Genomic DNA, 18243 nt, shown 5'->3' with positions numbered 1-18243 from the left:
AGACTGGTGGATCCCGCTACCCAAGTTCCAACGAGGGGGACCGCCCACATGATCGGCTCGCGCATCGCCGCCGTCGGCCACTACCAGCCCGCCAAGGTGCTCACCAACGAGGACCTGGCGGGCCTGGTCGACACCAGTGACGAGTGGATCAGGAGCCGGGTGGGCATCCGCACCCGCCACATCGCCGGTCCAGACGAACCCGTCGACGAGCTGGCCGCCCATGCCGCCGCCAAGGCCCTTGCGGCGGCCGGGCTGACCCCCGCCGACATCGACCTGGTGCTGGTCGCCACCTCCACCGCCGTCGACCGCTCGCCCAACACGGCCGCCCGGGTCGCGGCCCGTCTCGCCGTCCCGCAGGCCGCCACGATGGACCTCAACGTGGTGTGCGCCGGCTTCACCCACGCCCTGGCCACCGCCGACCACGCCGTCCGCGCGGGGGGCGCGAGCCGGGCCCTGGTCATCGGGGCCGACAAGATGTCCGACGTGACCGACTGGAGCGACCGTACGACGTGCGTGCTCGTCGGCGACGGGGCCGGGGCCGCGGTCGTGGAGGCCGCCGACGAGTCCGCCATCGGGCCGGTGCTGTGGGGTTCGGTGCCCGAGATGGGCAACGCCGTGCGGATCGAGGGCACGCCCCCGCGTTTCGCGCAGGAGGGGCAGAGCGTCTACCGCTGGGCGACGACGCAGCTGCCGCCCATCGCGCGGCGGGCGTGCGAGCGGGCCGGGCTGGAGCCGGCGGACCTCGCGGCGGTCGTACTGCATCAGGCCAATCTGCGCATCATCGAACCCCTCGCGGAGAAGATCGGCGCCGTGAACGCGGTCGTCGCACGCGATGTCACGGAGTCCGGCAACACGTCGGCCGCGAGCATCCCGCTCGCCCTGTCCAAGCTGGTCGAACAGGGCGCGATCGCCACGGGCGACCCCGTCCTGCTGTTCGGCTTCGGCGGGAACCTGTCGTACGCCGGGCAGGTCGTCCGCTGCCCCTGAGCGCGTGTCGCGGTGTGACGCGGTCAACTGTCCGTAACCCTGGCTCCTGTGCGCCGTAGACTGTAGACGAAAGACAATCGATACTGACGCCACGGCTACACCGGCTTCCGCCGCGCTGTGCACGGCCCTGCCGAGGAGGGGGACCGCGATGCTGTCGACAGGCCTGCCCCAAGGGGCGGTACCCAAGCTGGAACGCCCGGGTCCGCTGCGCGACCGTGTCTACGAGGCGCTGCTCGAACTCATCACCACCCGTGCCCTCCAGCCCGGCCAGCACCTCGTGGAGAGCGAACTCGCCGGGCATCTGGGGGTCTCCCGGCAGCCGGTGCGCGAGGCGTTGCAGCGGCTCAACACCGAGGGATGGGTCGATCTGCGGCCCGCCCAGGGCGCGTTCGTCCACGAGCCGACGGAGGAGGAGGCCGACCAGCTCCTCACGGTCCGCACGCTTCTGGAGGCCGAGGCGGCCCGGCTCGCCGCGGCGGGCGCGGACGAGGCCGGCATCGCCGCGCTGGAAGCGCTGTGCGCCGAGGGCGAGAAGGCCGTCGAGGCCGACGACGTGGACGGGGCCGTCGCGATGAACGCCCGCTTCCACGCGAAGATCATGGAGCTCGCCGGAAACGCCGTCCTCGCCGAACTGGCCGCCCAGGTCGACCGCCGCGTCCGCTGGTACTACACGCCGGTCGCCCGCCAGCGGGGCCACCAGTCCTGGATCGAACACCGCGCACTCATCGCCGCGATCACCGACCGCGACGAACAGCGGGCCACGTACCTGATGCGCGAACACACCGAGCACACGAGGCGGTCGTACCACGCGCGAGCGCGTTCGTAGGCCTCGGCGGGCGGTATCGCCTGAGCCCGCGTCCCTCGTCTTTGTCCTGTGAGTGGAAAAAGTCGGGGGCAATTCCTGCGCGACTTCTTCCCACCTTCGGCAGCCGCTGCTACGTTCCCTCCGAAAGCAAGCCACTGAGGTGGCGGAAAACCGGCGTGCACAGGCCGATTGAGGCGGGGAGGGGCTCGTGAGACGTATGACCGCACGACCCGGGAACGCCCACCAGGCCCGACTGCTCAAGCTGCTGCGCGACGGCGGCCCCAACTCCCGTGCCCAGCTGGGCGACCAGGTCGACCTCTCGCGGTCCAAGCTCGCCGTGGAGGTGGACCGGCTGCTGGAGACGGGGCTGGTCGTGGCCGACGGACTCGCCGCCTCGCGCGGCGGCCGTCGCTCCCACAACATCCGGCTCAACCCCGGGCTGCGCTTCCTCGGCGTCGACATCGGCGCGACCTCGGTCGACGTCGCCGTCACCAACGCCGAACTGGAGACGCTCGGGCACATCAACCACCCCATGGACGTGCGCGAGGGCCCGGTCGCGGTCTTCGAGCAAGTCCTGGCCATGGCCGCCAAGTTGAAGGCCTCGGGGCTCGCGGAGGGGTTCGACGGCGCCGGCATCGGCGTCCCGGGCCCGGTCCGCTTCCCCGAGGGCATCCCGGTGGCCCCGCCGATCATGCCGGGCTGGGACGGCTTCCCCGTGCGGGAGGCGCTCAGCCAGGAACTCGGCTGCCCGGTCATGGTTGACAACGACGTGAACCTCATGGCGATGGGGGAGCAGCACGCGGGCGTCGCCCGCACCGTCGCCGACTTCCTCTGCGTCAAGATCGGCACGGGCATCGGCTGCGGCATCGTCGTCGGCGGCGAGGTCTACCGCGGTACGACGGGCAGCGCCGGCGACATCGGGCACATCCAGGCCGTGCCCGACGGCCGCCCCTGCGCCTGCGGCAACCGGGGCTGCCTGGAGGCCCACTTCAGCGGGGCGGCCCTCGCCCGTGACGCCATGGAGGCCGCCCAGCAGGGGCTCTCCGACGAACTGGCCTCGCGGCTGGAGACCAACGGCGGGCTCACCGCCGTCGACGTCGCCGCCGCGGCCGCCGCCGGCGACGCCACCGCGCTCGACCTGATCCGTGAGGGCGGCAACCGCACCGGCCAGGTCATCGCCGGCCTGGTCAGCTTCTTCAACCCGGGCCTGGTGGTGATCGGCGGCGGGGTGACCGGCCTCGGCCACACCCTGCTCGCCGCGATCCGCACCCAGGTCTACCGCCAGTCGCTGCCGCTGGCGACCGGCAATCTGCCCATCGTCCTGGGCGAATTGGGGCCCGCCGCCGGAGTCACCGGCGCGGCCCGGCTCATCAGCGATCACCTGTTCTCACCCGCGTAAGCACGCAGTTCCGTACGGCGTACCAGCACCGCGCTCTGTTTTGCCCTGCCCTGCAACCGGCCCGCACGCCCGCCAAGGGGAATCCGCATGGCACCAGAACCACCGCTGCTCAGCATGTCCGGCATCACCAAGTCGTTCCCCGGAGTCCGGGCCCTCGACGGCGTCGACCTCGACGTCCAGGCCGGCGAGGTGCACTGCCTGCTCGGCCAGAACGGCGCCGGGAAATCGACCCTCATCAAGGTCCTGGCCGGCGCCCACCAACCCGACACCGGCGAGATCCGCTGGCGCGGCGAGGAGGTCACACTCCGCTCGCCGATCGCCGCCATGCGGCTCGGCATCGCGACCATCTACCAGGAACTCGACCTGGTGGAGCACCTGTCGGTCGCCGAGAACGTCCACCTGGGCCACGAGCCGACCGCCGCCGGTTTCGTCGTCCGCGGAAAAGCCGCCAAGGAGTCGACGGCCGCTCTGCTCAAGCGACTCGGACACGCGGAGATCGATCCGGCCCGGCCCGTCGGGGAGTTGTCCGCGGCGCAGCAGCAGATCGTGTCCATGGCCCGGGCGCTCTCCCACGACGTGCGGCTCATCGTGATGGACGAGCCGTCCGCCGCCCTCGACCCGGACGAGGTCGACAACCTCTTCCGCATCGTCGGCGCCCTCACCGCCGCCGGTGTCGCCGTCGTCTACATCTCGCACCGCCTGGAGGAGATCCGGCGCATCGGCGACCGGGTGACCGTGCTCAAGGACGGACGTGCCGTGGCGAACGGACTTCCGGCGAAGACGACCCCGACCCGTGAGGTCGTCGCGCTGATGACGGGCCGCAACGTCGAGTACGTCTTCCCCGACCGGCCCGCCTCCCCGCCGCCCGGCGAACCGGTGCTCACCGTCCAAGGGCTGTCCCGTGCCCGGGAGTTCGAGCCCCTCGACCTGGAGGTACGGCCGGGCGAGATCGTCGGGCTCGCCGGACTCGTCGGCTCGGGCCGCTCCGAGATCCTGGAGACCATTTACGGCGCCAGGAAACCGACGACCGGTCAGGTGCTGGTCGATGGCAAGCCATTGAAGCCGGGCAGCGTCCGGGCCGCCGTCCGGGCCGGACTCGGGCTCGCCCCCGAGGAACGCAAGGCACAGGCCCTGCTGATGCTGGAGTCCGTCACCCGCAACGTGTCGGTCTCCTCCATGTCCCGCTTCTCGCGCGGCGGCTGGATCGACCGGGGCGCCGAACTCGGTGCCGCCCGGGCCGCGACCCGCGAACTGTCGCTCCGGCCCGACAATCCGTCGGTGCCGGTGCGCACCCTGTCCGGCGGCAACCAGCAGAAAGCCGTCCTGGCCCGCTGGCTGCTGCGCGGCTGCAAGGTGCTGCTGCTCGACGAACCCACCCGCGGCGTCGACGTCGGCGCCCGCGCCGAGCTCTACGCGGTCGTCCGCCGGCTGGCCGACGAGGGCCTCGCCGTGCTGCTGGTCTCCAGCGAGGTGCCCGAGGTGCTCGGCCTCGCCGACCGCGTCCTGGTGCTGCGCGAGGGCCGTGTCGTCCACACGGCACCCGCGCGCGAACTCGACGAACACCGCGTACTCGACCTGGTCATGGAAGGAAGTCCGGCGTCATGACGCAGCCCGTCTCCCCGCCGCGTGACAGCATCACCGACAAGGTGCCCCAGGCCCGGCCCACGGCCTGGCGCGGCCTGCTGGCCCGCGCCGACGTCCGCACCCTCTCCCTGCTCGGCGTGCTCGCCGTGCTGATCCTCATCGGCGGCATCACCAAGCCCGACGAGTTCCTCGACACCCGCAACCTGCAACTCGTCCTCACCCAGGCGTCCGTGATCGGTGTCGTCACCGTCGGCATGACCTTCGTCATCGTCTCCGGCGGCATCGACCTGTCGGTCGGCGCGATCGTCGCCCTCGCCTCGGTGTGGGCGACCACCGTCGCCACCCAGGAGTACGGCTTCGCCGGCATCCTCTTCACGGCGGTCGTCGTCGGAGTCGGCTGCGGCCTGGTCAACGGGGTGCTCATCGCCTACGGCGCCATGGTGCCGTTCATCGCCACCCTCGCCATGCTGGCCTCCGCCCGCGGCCTCGCCCTGCAGATCACCGACGGCAAGACTCAGATCGTGACGGTGCCCTCCGTCCTCGACCTAGGCGAACGCGACGCCTACGTCCTCGGCATCCCGCCCCTCGTGCTCGTCTTCGCGGTCGTGACCGTCATCGGCTGGCTGGTGCTCAACCGCACCACCTTCGGCCGCCGCACGGTCGCCGTCGGCGGCAACCCGGAGGCCGCCCGGCTCGCCGGCATCGACGTCCGCCGTCAGCGGCTCTACCTCTACCTGCTGTCCGGGCTGTGCTGCGGCATCGCCGCCTTCCTGCTGATCGTCCTGTCCGGCTCCGGACAGAACACCAACGGCAACCTCTACGAACTCGACGCCATCGCCGCCGCGATCATCGGCGGCACCCTCCTCACCGGCGGCCGCGGCACCATCACCGGCTCCGTCCTCGGCGTCCTGATCTTCACCACGATCACCAACATCTTCGCCCTGAACAACCTGCAGAGCGACGTCCAGCAGATCGCCAAGGGCGCGATCATCGTCGCCGCCGTGCTGGTCCAGCGCCGTACCGCGAGCACGACCTGAGGAAAGGGTTCACCGCCATGACAGAGATCACGAGCCGCAGAGGACTGCTCTTCGGAGCCGCCGCCGTCTCCGCCGGTGCCCTCCTCACGGGGTGCACGAGCAACGAGCCCTCCGACTCCAACGACGAGCCGGCCGGGAACAACCAGCCCGCCGCCGACGACAAGCCCGGCAAGCAGGTCACCATCGGCTTCGCCGGACCGCAGGCGGACCACGGCTGGCTCAACGCCATCAACGACAACGCCAAGAAGCGGGCCGAGAAGTACTCCGACGTCACCCTGGAGATCACCGAGGGCTCCAACGACACCGCCCAGCAGATCGGCCAGATCGAGACCCTCATCAACAAGAAGGTCGACGTCCTGGTCGTGCTCCCCGCCGACGGCAAGGCCCTCACCCAGGTCGGGCTGAAGGCCATGCGCGCGGGCATCCCGGTCGTGAACCTCGACCGGATCTTCAACACCCCGCAGGCCTACCGCTGCTGGATCGGCGGCGACAACTACGGCATGGGCCTCAACGCGGGCCACTACATCGGCGAGAAGCTCAAGGGGAAGTCGGGCGCCCGTGTCATCGAACTGGCCGGCCTGGACAACCTGGAGCTGACCAAGCAGCGCACCCAGGGCTTCGACGACGCCCTGAAGAACTACCCCAACATCAAGAAGGTCGCCCGCCAGGCCGCCGAGTTCACCGTCGAGTCCGGGCAGGCCAAGATGGCCCAACTGCTCCAGGCCCAGTCCAAGTTCGACGCCCTGTGGAACCACGACGACGACCAGGGCGTGGGCGCGCTGCGCGCCATCGAGCAGGCCGGGCGCGACGACTTCCTGATGGTCGGCGGCGCGGGCGCCCTGTCCGCCTTCCAGGCCATCAAGCAGGATGACGGCCCGCTCAAGGCGACCGTCCTCTACCCGCCGACCATGGCCGCCTCCGCGATCGACCTCGCCCGCGCCCTCGGCCAGGGCAAGGGCATCGGCGGCATGGCCGAGTTCGAGATCCCCGCGTCGATCACCCTCTACTCGGCCGTCGTCGACAAGACCAACGTCGACCAGTACATGCCCACCGGCTTCCGGTGACCGGTTCCGCCCGCACCCCCCACGTGCGCCACCCCGACCAGGACGAGGAGGACACCCGTATGGGACAGCCGCAGCAGCAGTCAGATGGGACCGAGGCAGGCAAGCCACCCCTGCGCGTGGGGATGGTGGGCTACGCCTTCATGGGCGCCGCCCACTCCCAGGGCTGGCGCACCGCGGGCCGTGTCTTCGACCTGCCGCTGAACCCCGTGCAGGCAGCGATCTGCGGCCGGGACGCCACCGCCGTGCGGGCGGCGGCCGACCGCCACGGCTGGGCGTCCACCGAGACCGACTGGCGTGCCCTCGTCGAACGCGACGACATCGACCTCGTCGACATCTGCACCCCCGGCGACAGCCACGCCGAGATCGCGCTGGCCGCCCTCGCGGCCGGCAAGCACGTCCTGTGCGAGAAGCCCCTCGCCAACACCGTCGACGAAGCCACCACGATGGTGCGGGCCGCCGAAGAGGCCCACCGGCGCGGGCAGGTGGCGATGGTCGGCTTCAACTACCGCCGGGTCCCGGCCACCGCCCTGGCCCGCCGGATGGTCGCCGAGGGCCGCCTCGGCGCACTGCGGCACGTGCGCGTGACGTACCTCCAGGACTGGCTGGTCGACCCGCAGTTCCCGCTGACCTGGCGGCTGCGCAAGGAACAGGCCGGCTCGGGCTCGCTCGGCGACCTCGGCGCGCACATCATCGACCTCGCGCAGTACCTCGTGGGGGAGCGGCTGGCGGGCGTCTCCGCGCTGACGGAGACCTTCGTACGTCAGCGGCCCCTGCCCACCGGCGCCACCAGCGGCCTGTCCGCCGTCTCGGCCGCCGGCACGGGGGAGGTCACCGTGGACGACGCCGCCCTGTTCACGGCCCGCTTCCCCTCCGGCGCTCTCGCCTCCTTCGAGGCCACCCGCTACGCCACCGGCCGCAAGAACGCCCTGCGCATCGAACTCAACGGGGAGCGCGGCTCGCTCGCCTTCGACCTGGAGCGGCTCAACGAGCTGTCCTTCCACGACGGCACCGCACCCGGGGCGGAGGCCGGTTTCCGCCGCATCCTCGTCACCGAACCCGACCACCCCTACCTGGACGCCTGGTGGCCGCCGGGCCACGGCCTCGGCTACGAACACACCTTCGTCCACCAGGCCCGCGACCTCGTCCACGCCATCGCCGAGGGCCGCCGCCCCGAACCCTCCTTCGCCGACGGGCTCCAGGTGCAGCGCGTGCTCGCGGCCGTGGAGGAGAGCGCCGAGAAGAACTCCGTCTACACGCCGATCGCGGTCTGAGGAGGCTGACGCGCATGCCGCGCACATTCACGCTGTTCACCGGCCAGTGGGCCGACCTGCCGCTGGAGGAGGTCTGCCGGCTCGCCCGCGACTTCGGCTACGACGGGCTCGAACTGGCCTGCTGGGGCGACCACTTCGAAGTCGACAAGGCCCTGTCCGACCCCGGGTACCTCGACGGCCGCCGGGCGCTCCTCGACAAGTACGGCCTCAAGTGCTGGGCCATCTCCAACCACCTGGTCGGCCAGGCCGTCTGCGACGCCATCATCGACGAACGCCACCAGGCGATCCTGCCGGGAGAAGTCTGGGGCGACGGCGACCCGGAAGGGGTCCGGCAGCGGGCCGCGGACCGCATGAGGGACACCGCGCGCGCCGCGGCCGCCTTCGGCGTCGACACCGTCATCGGCTTCACCGGCTCCGCCATCTGGCACCTGGTCGCCATGTTCCCGCCCGCCCCCGACACGATGATCGAGCGGGGCTACCAGGACTTCGCCGACCGCTGGAACCCGATCCTGGACGTCTTCGACGCGGAGGGCGTGCGGTTCGCGCACGAGGTCCACCCCAGCGAGATCGCCTACGACTACTGGACCACGCAGCGGGCCCTGGACGCCGTCGGGAACCGCCCCGCGTTCGGCCTGAACTTCGACCCTTCGCACTTCGTGTGGCAGGACCTCGACCCGGTCGGCTTCCTCTGGGACTTCCGCGACCGGATCTACCACGTCGACTGCAAGGAGGCCCGCAAGCGCCTCGACGGGCGCAACGGCCGGCTCGGCTCCCACCTGCCCTGGGGCGACCCCCGGCGCGGCTGGGACTTCGTCTCCGCCGGGCACGGCGACGTCCCCTGGGAGGACGTCTTCCGGATGCTGCGCTCCATCGGCTACCAGGGCCCGGTCTCGGTCGAGTGGGAGGACGCCGGCATGGACCGGCTGCAGGGCGCCCCCGAGGCCCTGACCCGCCTCAAGGCGTTCGACTTCGAGCCGCCCAGCGCGTCCTTCGACGCCGCGTTCAACAGCTGAGCCACGCACTCCTCGCTGGTCGGGGACGGGGACCGGTTCCACCGGCCGGTCCCCCCTCCGACCTGCCCGGATCCTGCTTCGTCCTGGGCTCGGAGAGCTCAACCGATCCTGATCCAAGGGGTGTTGGCCCCGGACGGACACGGTTACCTTCCTTGAAGCGTTCAGGACACACGTACCTCCGGGGTGACGGCGCACCCCGGCGCCCGCACCGCACCCTTCGCACCCATTCCGTACGGCCCACCCCGTTCCCGGAGGGACTTCGTGCACAGAACCAGACCCAGAAGCACCCGCACCCCCAGGCGGCCCAGGCTGCGCACCACCGTCGCCTTGGTCACCGGCCTGCTCCTCGCCGTGGGCACCCCGGCCACCGTCGCCGGAGCCCACCCCGGCCAAGCGGAGCAGGGCGAACCGGCGGCCGCCGAGGGCCAGTTCCAGCAGGTGCCGCTCGCCAAGGGCGAACCCGAGACGGGCGAGCCGATGTCGCTCGCCGTGCTCCCGGACCGCAGCGTCCTGCACACCTCGCGCGACGGCACGCTACGCCTCACCGACCAGGGCGGTGTCACCAAGGTCGCCGGCAAGATCCCCGTCTACAGCCACGACGAGGAAGGCCTCCAAGGCGTCGGCATCGACCCGGACTTCAAGAACAACCGGGCGATCTACCTCTACTACGCCCCGCCGCTCGACACGCCCGCGGGCGACGCCCCGGAGACCGGTACTGCCGAGGACTTCAAGAAGTTCGACGGCGTCAACCGCCTCTCCCGCTTCGTCCTCAAGGCCAACGGCACGCTGGACCTGGCCAGCGAGAAGAAGGTCCTCGACGTCGCGGCCTCCCGCGGCACCTGCTGCCACGTCGGCGGCGACATCGACTTCGACGCGGACGGCAACCTCTACCTGTCGACCGGCGACGACACCAACCCCTTCGCCTCCGACGGCTACACGCCGATCGACGACCGCGAGGGGCGCAACCCCGCCTTCGACGCCCGCCGCAGCTCCGCCAACACCAACGACCTGCGCGGCAAGATCCTGCGCATCAAGGTCGCCGAGGACGGCTCGTACACGATCCCGGAGGGCAATCTCTTCGCCCCGGGCACGGAGAAGACCCGTCCCGAGATCTACGCGATGGGCTTCCGCAACCCGTTCCGGATGAGCGTCGACGACAAGACCGGCATCGTGTACGTCGGCGACTACGGCCCCGACGCGGGCGCCGCCGACCCCAAGCGCGGCCCGGCAGGACAGGTCGAGTTCGCCAAGGTGACCAAGGCGGCCAACTTCGGCTGGCCCTTCTGCACCGGCGCCAACGACGCCTACGTCGACTACGACTTCGCCACCAAGCAGTCCGGCGAGAAGTTCGACTGCGACGCCCCGAAGAACACCTCGCCGTACAACACGGGCCTGGTCGACCTGCCACCCGCGCAGGCCGCCTGGATCCCGTACGACGGCGGCTCCGTGCCCGAGTTCGGCGACGGCTCCGAGTCCCCGATGGCCGGCCCGGTCTACCGCTACGACCCCGAGCTCGACTCCAGCGTGAAGTTCCCCGAGGCGTACGACGGTGACTTCTTCGCGGGCGAGTTCGGCCGCCGGTGGATCAAGCGGATCGAGCAGAACGGGGACGGCTCCGTCGCGAAGATCAACGACTTCCCGTGGACCGGCACCCAGATCATGGACATGGAGTTCGGCCCCGACGGCGCGCTCTACGTCCTGGACTACGGCGTCTCCTGGTTCCAGGGCGACGAGAACTCCGCCCTCTACCGGATCGAGAACGCCGAGGACGGCTTCTCACCGATCGCCGAGGTGAGCGCCGACAAGACGTCCGGGGCGGCCGGCCTGAAGGTCACGTTCACCGGCTCGGCCAAGGACGCCGACTCCCCGAACCTCACCTACAGCTGGGACTTCGGCGACGGCACCAAGGGCGAGGGCCTCAACCCCACCCACAAGTACAAGAAGGTCGGCACCTACAGCGCCACCTTCACCGCCAGGGACCCCGAGGGCAACACCGGCAACGCCAGCGTCCGGATCGTGGTCGGCAACACCGAGCCCAAGGTGAGGATCGACGTCCCCGGCAACGGCACCCTGGCCGAATTCGGCAAGCCCGTCCCGTTCAAGGTGACCGTCACCGACCCCGAGGAGACCATCGACTGCTCCAAGGTCAAGGTCGTCTACAGCCTCGGTCACGACTCCCACGCCCACGAGCTGACCAGCGAGATGGGCTGCGAGGGAACCCTGAAGCCGCCCGCCGGTGACGGCGGCCACGACCCCAACGCCGACATCTACGGCGTCGTCGGCGCCAGCTACACCGACGGCGGGGCGAACGGCCAGGAGGCCCTGACCGGGACCGCCCGCACCGTGCTCCAGCCGCTGCACCGCCAGGGCGAGCACTTCACCACCCAGTCGGGCGTGTCCGTGATCGAGAAGACCGGCGCCAACGGCGGCAAGACCGTCGGCGACATCGACGACGGCGACTGGATCTCCTTCAGCCCCTACCGGTTCGACGGGCAGAAGAAGATGACCGTGCGGGCCTCCTCCGGCGGCGCGGGCGGCTTCATCGAACTGCGCACCGGCTCGCCCGACGGTCCGCTGCACGGATCGGCGTACATCCCGCCGACCGGCGGCTGGGAGACGTTCCAGAACGTCGACGTGCCGCTGCGGTCGCTGCCCAAGAAGACCACGGACATCTACCTGGTCTTCAAGGGCGGCGAGGGCGCGCTGTACGACGTGGACGACTTCGAGTTCTCCAAGGAGCCGTTCAAGGGCGGCAAGAAGGTCCTGGTCTTCTCCAAGACCGCCGGCTTCCGCCACGACTCCATCCCGGCCGGCATCGCCGCGCTGAAGGAACTCGGCGGTCCGGCCGGCATCACGGTCGACGCCACCGAGGAGGCGAAGCAGTTCACCACCGCCAACCTCGCCAAGTACGACGCGGTCGCCTTCCTGTCCACCACCGGTGACGTGCTCGACGCCGAGCAGCAGAAGGCGTTCGAGAACTACGTGAAGAACGGCGGCGGCTACATGGGCATCCACGCCGCCGCCGACACCGAGTACGACTGGGAGTTCTACGGCGGCCTCGTCGGCGCCTACTTCGACTCGCACCCGGCCATCCAGAAGGCCACCGTCCGCGTCGAGGACCACGACCACCCGTCGACCGCGCACCTGGGCGACGCCTGGGAGCGCACGGACGAGTGGTACAACTACCGCACCAACCCGCGCGAGCAGGCCAAGGTCCTCGCCACCCTGGACGAGACCACCTACCAGGGCGGGAACATGAAGGGCGACCACCCGATCGCCTGGTGCCAGAGCTACGGCGGCGGCCGGTCCTTCTACACCGGCGGCGGCCACACCAAGGAGTCCTACGCCGACGAGGCCTTCCGCGCCCATCTGCTCGGCGGCCTGAAGTACGCCACCGGCCAGGTGAAGGCGGACTGCAAGCCCAGCAAGGACTACCGGAAGATCTTCAACGGCCAGACCCTGGACGGCTGGAAGCAGGCCGGCCCCGGCAGGTTCAACGTCAAGGACGGCACCCTGGAGACCGAGGGCGGCATGGGCCTGCTCTGGTACCAGGCCAAGGAGCTGAAGTCGTACTCCCTCAAGCTCGACTGGAAGATGCGGGGAGACGACAACTCCGGGATCTTCGTGGGCTTCCCGGCCTCCGACGACCCCTGGTCCGCGGTGAACAAGGGCTACGAGATCCAGATCGACGCCACGGACGCGGCCGACCGGACCACGGGCTCCGTCTACTCGTTCAAGTCGGCGAACATCAAGGCCCGTGACCAGGTTCTGCGGCCGCCCGGCCAGTGGAACTCCTACGAGATCAAGGTCCAGGGCGAACGCCTCCAGGTGTTCCTCAACGGAGTCAAGATCAACGACTTCACCAACAAGGACCCCCAGCGGAGCCTGACCGACGGCTACATCGGCCTCCAGAACCATGGAGCCGACGACCAGGTCTCCTTCCGCAACATCCAGTTGAAGGAACTGCCCGTCACGGGCGGCTGAGAGCGGCGGCGGGCGGGGGACGCCGGACCCCCGCCCGTCGTCTCCCGTCCCCCCCGGGTTCGCGCACGATCAGGAGGCTGCACATGTCCGCGTCCCTCTCCCGACCGCGTGTGGGGGTGTGGCTGATCGGAGCTCGCGGCTCCGTCGCCACCACCGTCGTCACGGGGTGCGCCGCCGTCGCCGCGGGTCTGCACCCGCCCACCGGCATGGTGACCGAGACACTGGCGTTCACCGACAGTGGTCTGCCCGCGCTGTCCGACCTCGTCTTCGGGGGTCACGACACCGTCGACTGCCCCCTGCCCAAACGCGCCGAGACCCTGACCGCCGGCGGCGTCCTCCCGCCGGGCATCGGCACCGCGGTCGCCGCCGAACTCACCGCCGCCGACCGGGAGATCAGGCCCGGCGGCCCCACTCCGGGGGACACCAGGAGCGAGGCCGAACTGATCACGGCCTTCGCCGACGACATCCACGACTTCGTCCACCGCCATGAACTGGAGCGGGCCGTGGTGGTGAACGTCGCCTCCACCGAACCCGCCTGCCAGGGGCCCGACGCCCCGCCGCCGGCCAGCACCCTGTACGCGCTGGCTGCCCTGCGCGCGGGCTGCCCCTACGTCAACTTCACCCCCTCCGAAGGCATGCACCACCCCGTCGCCGCCCGCGAGGCCGAACGCAGCGGCCTGCCGTACGCCGGCCGCGACGGCAAGACCGGCCAGACCCTCCTGCGCTCGGTGCTCGGCCCCATGTTCGCCCAGCGGGCCCTGACCGTCCGCGCCTGGTCCGGCACGAACCTCCTCGGCGGCGGCGACGGCGCAGCCCTGGCCGACCCGGCCGCCGCGGCGGCCAAGAATGCGGGCAAGGAACGGGTCCTCACCGACACCCTCGGCACCACGCCCCAGGGCGAGACCCACATCGACGACGTCCCCGCCCTCGGCGACTGGAAGACCGCCTGGGACCACATCGCCTTCGACGGCTTCCTCGGCACCCGCATGATCCTCCAGACCACCTGGCAGGGCTGCGACTCCGCCCTGGCGGCACCCCTCGTCCTCGACCTCGCCCGCCTGACCGCCCGAGCCCACGAGGCGGGCCTGTCCGGCCCGCTGGACGCCCTCGCCTTCTACTTCAAGGACCCGGTGGGGGACGCGCCGTCGGCGCTGTCCGAGCAGTACGAGGCACTGATCGGCTTCGCCGGGAGCCTGCGGGAAGCGGGGGCGATGGGACCGGCAGGGCTGGCAGGCCCGGCGGGGCCGGGGGAGGGCGCGGGTCTTCGGCAGGGCGCGGACCTCCGGCAGGGTGCGGGACTCCGGCAGAGCGCGGATGAGGGCCCCGGCCTCCGGCACGGCGCCGGAGAAGGCCGCGAGATCGGTCGGGCGGAGCAGGCCCAGGGGATGGAGGGCCTCCGGTGAGGCGGCGAGAACGCCTTTGCGGAGCCTCAGGCCGTACGGATGGCACCTCCCTCGGAGGGGACGCCGACGGCACGGCGCCCTGCGGCAGCACCGGGCGCCCCACACGCGCACGCGCCTGGGCGGAACTCCTGCGTCTCCCGGCCCTGTTCAGCGTGCCCGGCGACGCACTCGCCGGCACGGCCGCCGCCGGCGCACCACCCAACGCCCGCACCCTGCTCGCCATCGGCTCCTCCCTCTGCCTGTACGAGGCCGGCATGGCCCTCAACGACTGGGCGGACCGCGACGTCGACGCCGTCGAACGCCCCCACCGCCCCCTGCCCTCCGGCCGCATCCGCCCCGCCGCCGCGCTCACCGCGGCCTGTGCCCTCACCGGAGCCGGACTGGCCCTGGCCGCCCGCGCCGGCCGCCCGGCCCTGGCCGTCGCGGCACCCCTGGCGGCGACCGTCTGGGCGTACGACCTCGGTCTGAAGCACACGCCCGCCGGACCCGTGGCCATGGGCGCGGCCCGCGGACTGGACCTGCTCCTGGGCGCAGCGGCCACCACCGGCCGTACCCGCGAGGCCCTGCCCTCCGCCGCCCTCCTCGGCACCCACACCCTGGCCGTCACGACGGTCTCCCGCCAGGAGGCCCAGGGCGGCTCACCGCTGGCCCCCCTGTCGGCCCTCGCGACGACCGCCCTGCTGACCCATGTGGTGACGCACCGCCCGTCGGACCACCGAGGGGCAACCGCTCATGGCCTTCCCGGGTCACGAGCGACTCCGCCCCCCGGAGCTGCGCTCGGCCGTAAACCCACGGCACACCTCACCACCGTCCTCGCGGCCGCTTACGCCGCGGCGACCGCCCGCCCCTACTTCCACGCCGCGCTCAACCCCTCACCTCCGCTCACCCAACGAGCAGTCGGTGCCGGCATCCGCGCCACGATCCCCCTCCAGGCCACCCTGACCGCCCGCTCCAAGGGCACGGCCACGGCCCTCCTCGTCGCGGCCCTGGCCCCGCTGGGAGCGCGGTTCGCGAAGAAGGTGAGTGTGACGTGAATCCAGGGACCTCTCCCCTCGACGCCCGCCGGCCCCTCCGCTTCGGCTACGGCACCAACGGCCTCGCCGATCTCCGGCTGGACGACGCGCTGTGCCTTCTCGCCGACCTCGGATACGACGGCGTGGGGCTGACCCTCGACCACATGCATCTCGACCCGCTCGCCCCCGACCTGGCCGCCCGCACCCGCCGCGTCGCCCACCGGCTGGACGCGCTCGGGCTCGGTGTCACCGTGGAGACGGGCGCCCGCTATGTGCTCGACCCGCGCCGCAAACACGGCCCCTCCCTGCTGGACCCGGACCCCGGCGACCGGGCCCGCCGTGCCGACCTCCTCCTGCGGGCCGTGCGCGTCGCGGCCGACCTCGGCGCCCACGCGGTCCATTGCTTCAGCGGGATCCTCCCGGAGGGCACCGACACGGACACCGCGTGGAAGCGCCTCGCCGAGACCCTCACGCCCGTCCTGGACGCCGCCGCGTCCGCCGGCGTTCCGCTCGCCGTCGAGCCCGAACCGGGTCACCTCCTCGCCACCCTGGCCGACTTCCACCACCTCCGCCGCATCCTCGGCGATCCCGAACCTCTCGGGCTCACTCTCGACATCGGCCACTGCCAGTGCCTCGAACCCCTCTCTCCCGCCGACTGCGTGCGCGCAGCCGCCCCCTGGCTGCGGCACGTACAGATCGAGGACATGCGGCGTGGCGTCCACGAGCACCTCCCCTTCGGGGACGGGGAGATCGACTTCCCGCCGGTCCTGGCGGCCCTCGCCACCACCGGCTATCAGGGCCTGACCGTCGTCGAACTGCCCCGCCACTCCCACGCCGGCCCTCACCACGCCGGACACTCCCTCCCGTTCCTCCGCCATGCCGAGCAGATCGCGGCCACCACGTCGCCGCACCCCGCTCCGGCCCTCCAGCAGGCCGCGCCACCCCACGGCGCTCCCTCCACCGCCCCTGAAGGGAGCAGCACCCCATGACCCACCACCGCACCACGCCGGCGGCGAGAACCGACGGCTCCCAGGACACCCAGGACGACACCCAGGCCCACAGCACCCGCACCCCCCAGGCCACCCTCGACACCGCTCTCACCTCCTCCCTGGACGACCTCCGCCGCCACCTCACCGGCCATCTCGATCCCGCCGCCCGCACCTGGCTCGAGCACGCCCTCGCCGAAGCCGCCGCCCACCCCGGCATGCACGGGCCCATCTCCGCGTGGGAACTGCGCCTCGCGGAGGCCGGCCGGCGCTGCGGTGCCGGCTACGCCGATGCCGCACGCGTCCTCATCCTCGAAGCGGCCCGTGCCGACACCGACGCCCTCACCCGGGTGTACTTCCAGGGCACCGCCGACGAGCGCCGCGCCGTGCTGCAGGCCCTGCCCCACCTCGTGTCCGGCCCCGGCGCCCTCCCACTCGTCGAGGACGCCCTGCGCACCAACGACACGCGGCTCCTCAGCGCCGCCCTGGGCCCGTACGCCGCCCGGCATCTCGGCCCGCACGACTGGCGCCACGCAGTGCTGAAGTGCCTGTTCACCGGTGTCCCCGTCGACCACGTGGCGGACCTGCCCCGGCGTGCCCGCGGCGACGGCGAACTCGCCCGCATGCTGGGCGACTACGCCGCCGAACGCACCGCCGCCGGCCGCGCCGTCCCCGAGGACCTGTACCGCGTCCTGGACCTGACCGAGTCCGTGACCCCGGCCCCCGGCACGGACCACCCCCACGGCAAGGAGTCCTGATGCGCATCTTCGACCCCCACATTCACATGACGTCCCGGACCACGGACGACTACGAGGCCATGCACGCCGCCGGAGTCCGCGCCGTCGTCGAGCCCTCCTTCTGGCTCGGCCAGCCCCGCACCTCGCCCGCCTCCTTCCTCGACTACTTCGACTCCCTCCTCGGCTGGGAGCCGTTCCGCGCCGCTCAGTACGGCATCGCCCACCACTGCACGCTGGCGCTCAACCCCAAGGAGGCGAACGACCCGCGCTGTGTGCCCGTCCTCGACGCACTGCCCCGGTATCTCGTCAAGGACAACGTCGTGGCCGTCGGCGAGATCGGCTACGACTCCATGACCCCCGCCGAGGACACCGCCCTCGCCGCCCAGCTCCAGCTCGCCGCCGACCACGGACTGCCCGCCCTCGTACACACCCCGCACCGCGACAAGCTCGCCGGTCTGCGCCGCACCCTCGACGTCGTCCGGGAGTCCGCGCTGCCCCCGGAACGCGTCCTGGTCGACCACCTCAACGAGACCACCGTCAAGGAGGCGAAGGACAGCGGCTGCTGGCTGGGCTTCTCCGTCTATCCGGACACCAAGATGGACGAGGAGCGGATGATCGCGATCCTGCGCGCCTACGGCACCGAGCAGGTCCTGGTCAACTCCGCCGCCGACTGGGGAAAGAGCGACCCTCTGAAGACCCGCAAGGTCGGCGACCTGATGCTGGCCGAGGGCTTCGGCGAGGACGACGTCGACCAGGTGCTGTGGCGCAACCCCGTCGCCTTCTACGGGCTCAGCGGCCGCCTGACCCTCGACGTCACCGGCACGGAGGCCACCCACGAGGGCAACTCCATCCTCCGCGGCGTACCGAAGGAGCCGGGGGAGCCGGGAGGGCCGGGGGAGCCGGACCTCGGCCCGGAAGACGGCGGCGAGCCGGCCCGCGTCCCCGCCGCGGGGGCGTGAA

14 protein-coding genes are annotated in these 18243 nt (G+C 71.6%); all 14 read left to right on the top strand.

Translation table 11 applies throughout. The features are described from left to right. Positions 1-48: 48 nt before the first annotated feature. Positions 49-987 carry a beta-ketoacyl-ACP synthase III gene (locus AC07F0_RS23275; protein WP_478981512.1) on the top strand — a complete coding sequence of 313 codons (939 nt, stop codon included), beginning with the start codon at positions 49-51 and terminating at the stop codon, positions 985-987. Between the two features lie 148 nt (positions 988-1135). Further along, a complete protein-coding gene (locus tag AC07F0_RS23270) occupies positions 1136-1813 on the top strand; it encodes a GntR family transcriptional regulator (RefSeq protein ID WP_478981510.1) in 678 nt (225 codons plus the stop codon). 196 nt (positions 1814-2009) lie between these two features. Further along, entirely contained in the window at positions 2010-3191 is a 1182-nt protein-coding gene (locus tag AC07F0_RS23265) for an ROK family transcriptional regulator (protein WP_478981508.1), read from the top strand. 87 nt (positions 3192-3278) lie between these two features. After that, positions 3279-4796, top strand: coding sequence for a sugar ABC transporter ATP-binding protein (locus tag AC07F0_RS23260; protein ID WP_478981506.1), 1518 nt, complete (start codon positions 3279-3281; stop codon positions 4794-4796). Further along, positions 4793-5812, top strand: a complete 1020-nt coding sequence (locus tag AC07F0_RS23255; protein WP_436726261.1) for an ABC transporter permease — start codon at positions 4793-4795, stop codon at positions 5810-5812. The genes AC07F0_RS23260 and AC07F0_RS23255 overlap by 4 nt, the downstream gene beginning before the upstream one ends. Before the next feature lie 17 nt (positions 5813-5829). Then, entirely contained in the window at positions 5830-6876 is a 1047-nt protein-coding gene (locus AC07F0_RS23250; RefSeq protein ID WP_478981504.1) for a substrate-binding domain-containing protein, read from the top strand. Positions 6877-6935: 59 nt separating this feature from the next. Then, positions 6936-8147, top strand: coding sequence for a Gfo/Idh/MocA family protein (locus tag AC07F0_RS23245; protein ID WP_478981857.1), 1212 nt, complete (start codon positions 6936-6938; stop codon positions 8145-8147). Between the two features lie 14 nt (positions 8148-8161). Beyond that, entirely contained in the window at positions 8162-9160 is a 999-nt protein-coding gene (locus AC07F0_RS23240) for a sugar phosphate isomerase/epimerase family protein (protein WP_478981502.1), read from the top strand. Positions 9161-9421: 261 nt separating this feature from the next. Next, complete coding sequence (locus tag AC07F0_RS23235; RefSeq protein ID WP_478981500.1) at positions 9422-13144, top strand: ThuA domain-containing protein; 3723 nt, start codon at positions 9422-9424, stop codon at positions 13142-13144. A gap of 83 nt (positions 13145-13227) precedes the next feature. After that, complete coding sequence (locus AC07F0_RS23230; RefSeq protein ID WP_478981498.1) at positions 13228-14547, top strand: inositol-3-phosphate synthase; 1320 nt, start codon at positions 13228-13230, stop codon at positions 14545-14547. After that, on the top strand, positions 14544-15581 hold the full coding sequence (locus AC07F0_RS23225; protein ID WP_478981496.1) for an SCO3242 family prenyltransferase: 1038 nt from the start codon (positions 14544-14546) through the stop codon (positions 15579-15581). Before AC07F0_RS23230 ends, AC07F0_RS23225 begins: the two co-directional genes overlap by 4 nt. After that, complete coding sequence (locus AC07F0_RS23220; RefSeq protein WP_478981494.1) at positions 15578-16549, top strand: sugar phosphate isomerase/epimerase family protein; 972 nt, start codon at positions 15578-15580, stop codon at positions 16547-16549. The genes AC07F0_RS23225 and AC07F0_RS23220 overlap by 4 nt, the downstream gene beginning before the upstream one ends. Continuing rightward, positions 16546-17304: an EboA domain-containing protein gene (locus AC07F0_RS23215; protein WP_478981492.1), complete on the top strand. Its 759-nt coding sequence runs from the start codon at positions 16546-16548 to the stop codon at positions 17302-17304. The genes AC07F0_RS23220 and AC07F0_RS23215 overlap by 4 nt, the downstream gene beginning before the upstream one ends. Next, positions 17304-18242 carry a TatD family hydrolase gene (locus tag AC07F0_RS23210; RefSeq protein ID WP_478981490.1) on the top strand — a complete coding sequence of 313 codons (939 nt, stop codon included), beginning with the start codon at positions 17304-17306 and terminating at the stop codon, positions 18240-18242. The genes AC07F0_RS23215 and AC07F0_RS23210 overlap by 1 nt, the downstream gene beginning before the upstream one ends. Position 18243: the final 1 nt, after the last annotated feature.

This window comes from Streptomyces sp. NPDC045955 (assembly GCF_056430805.1).
This window is presented reverse-complemented; position numbering and strand designations above follow the sequence as displayed.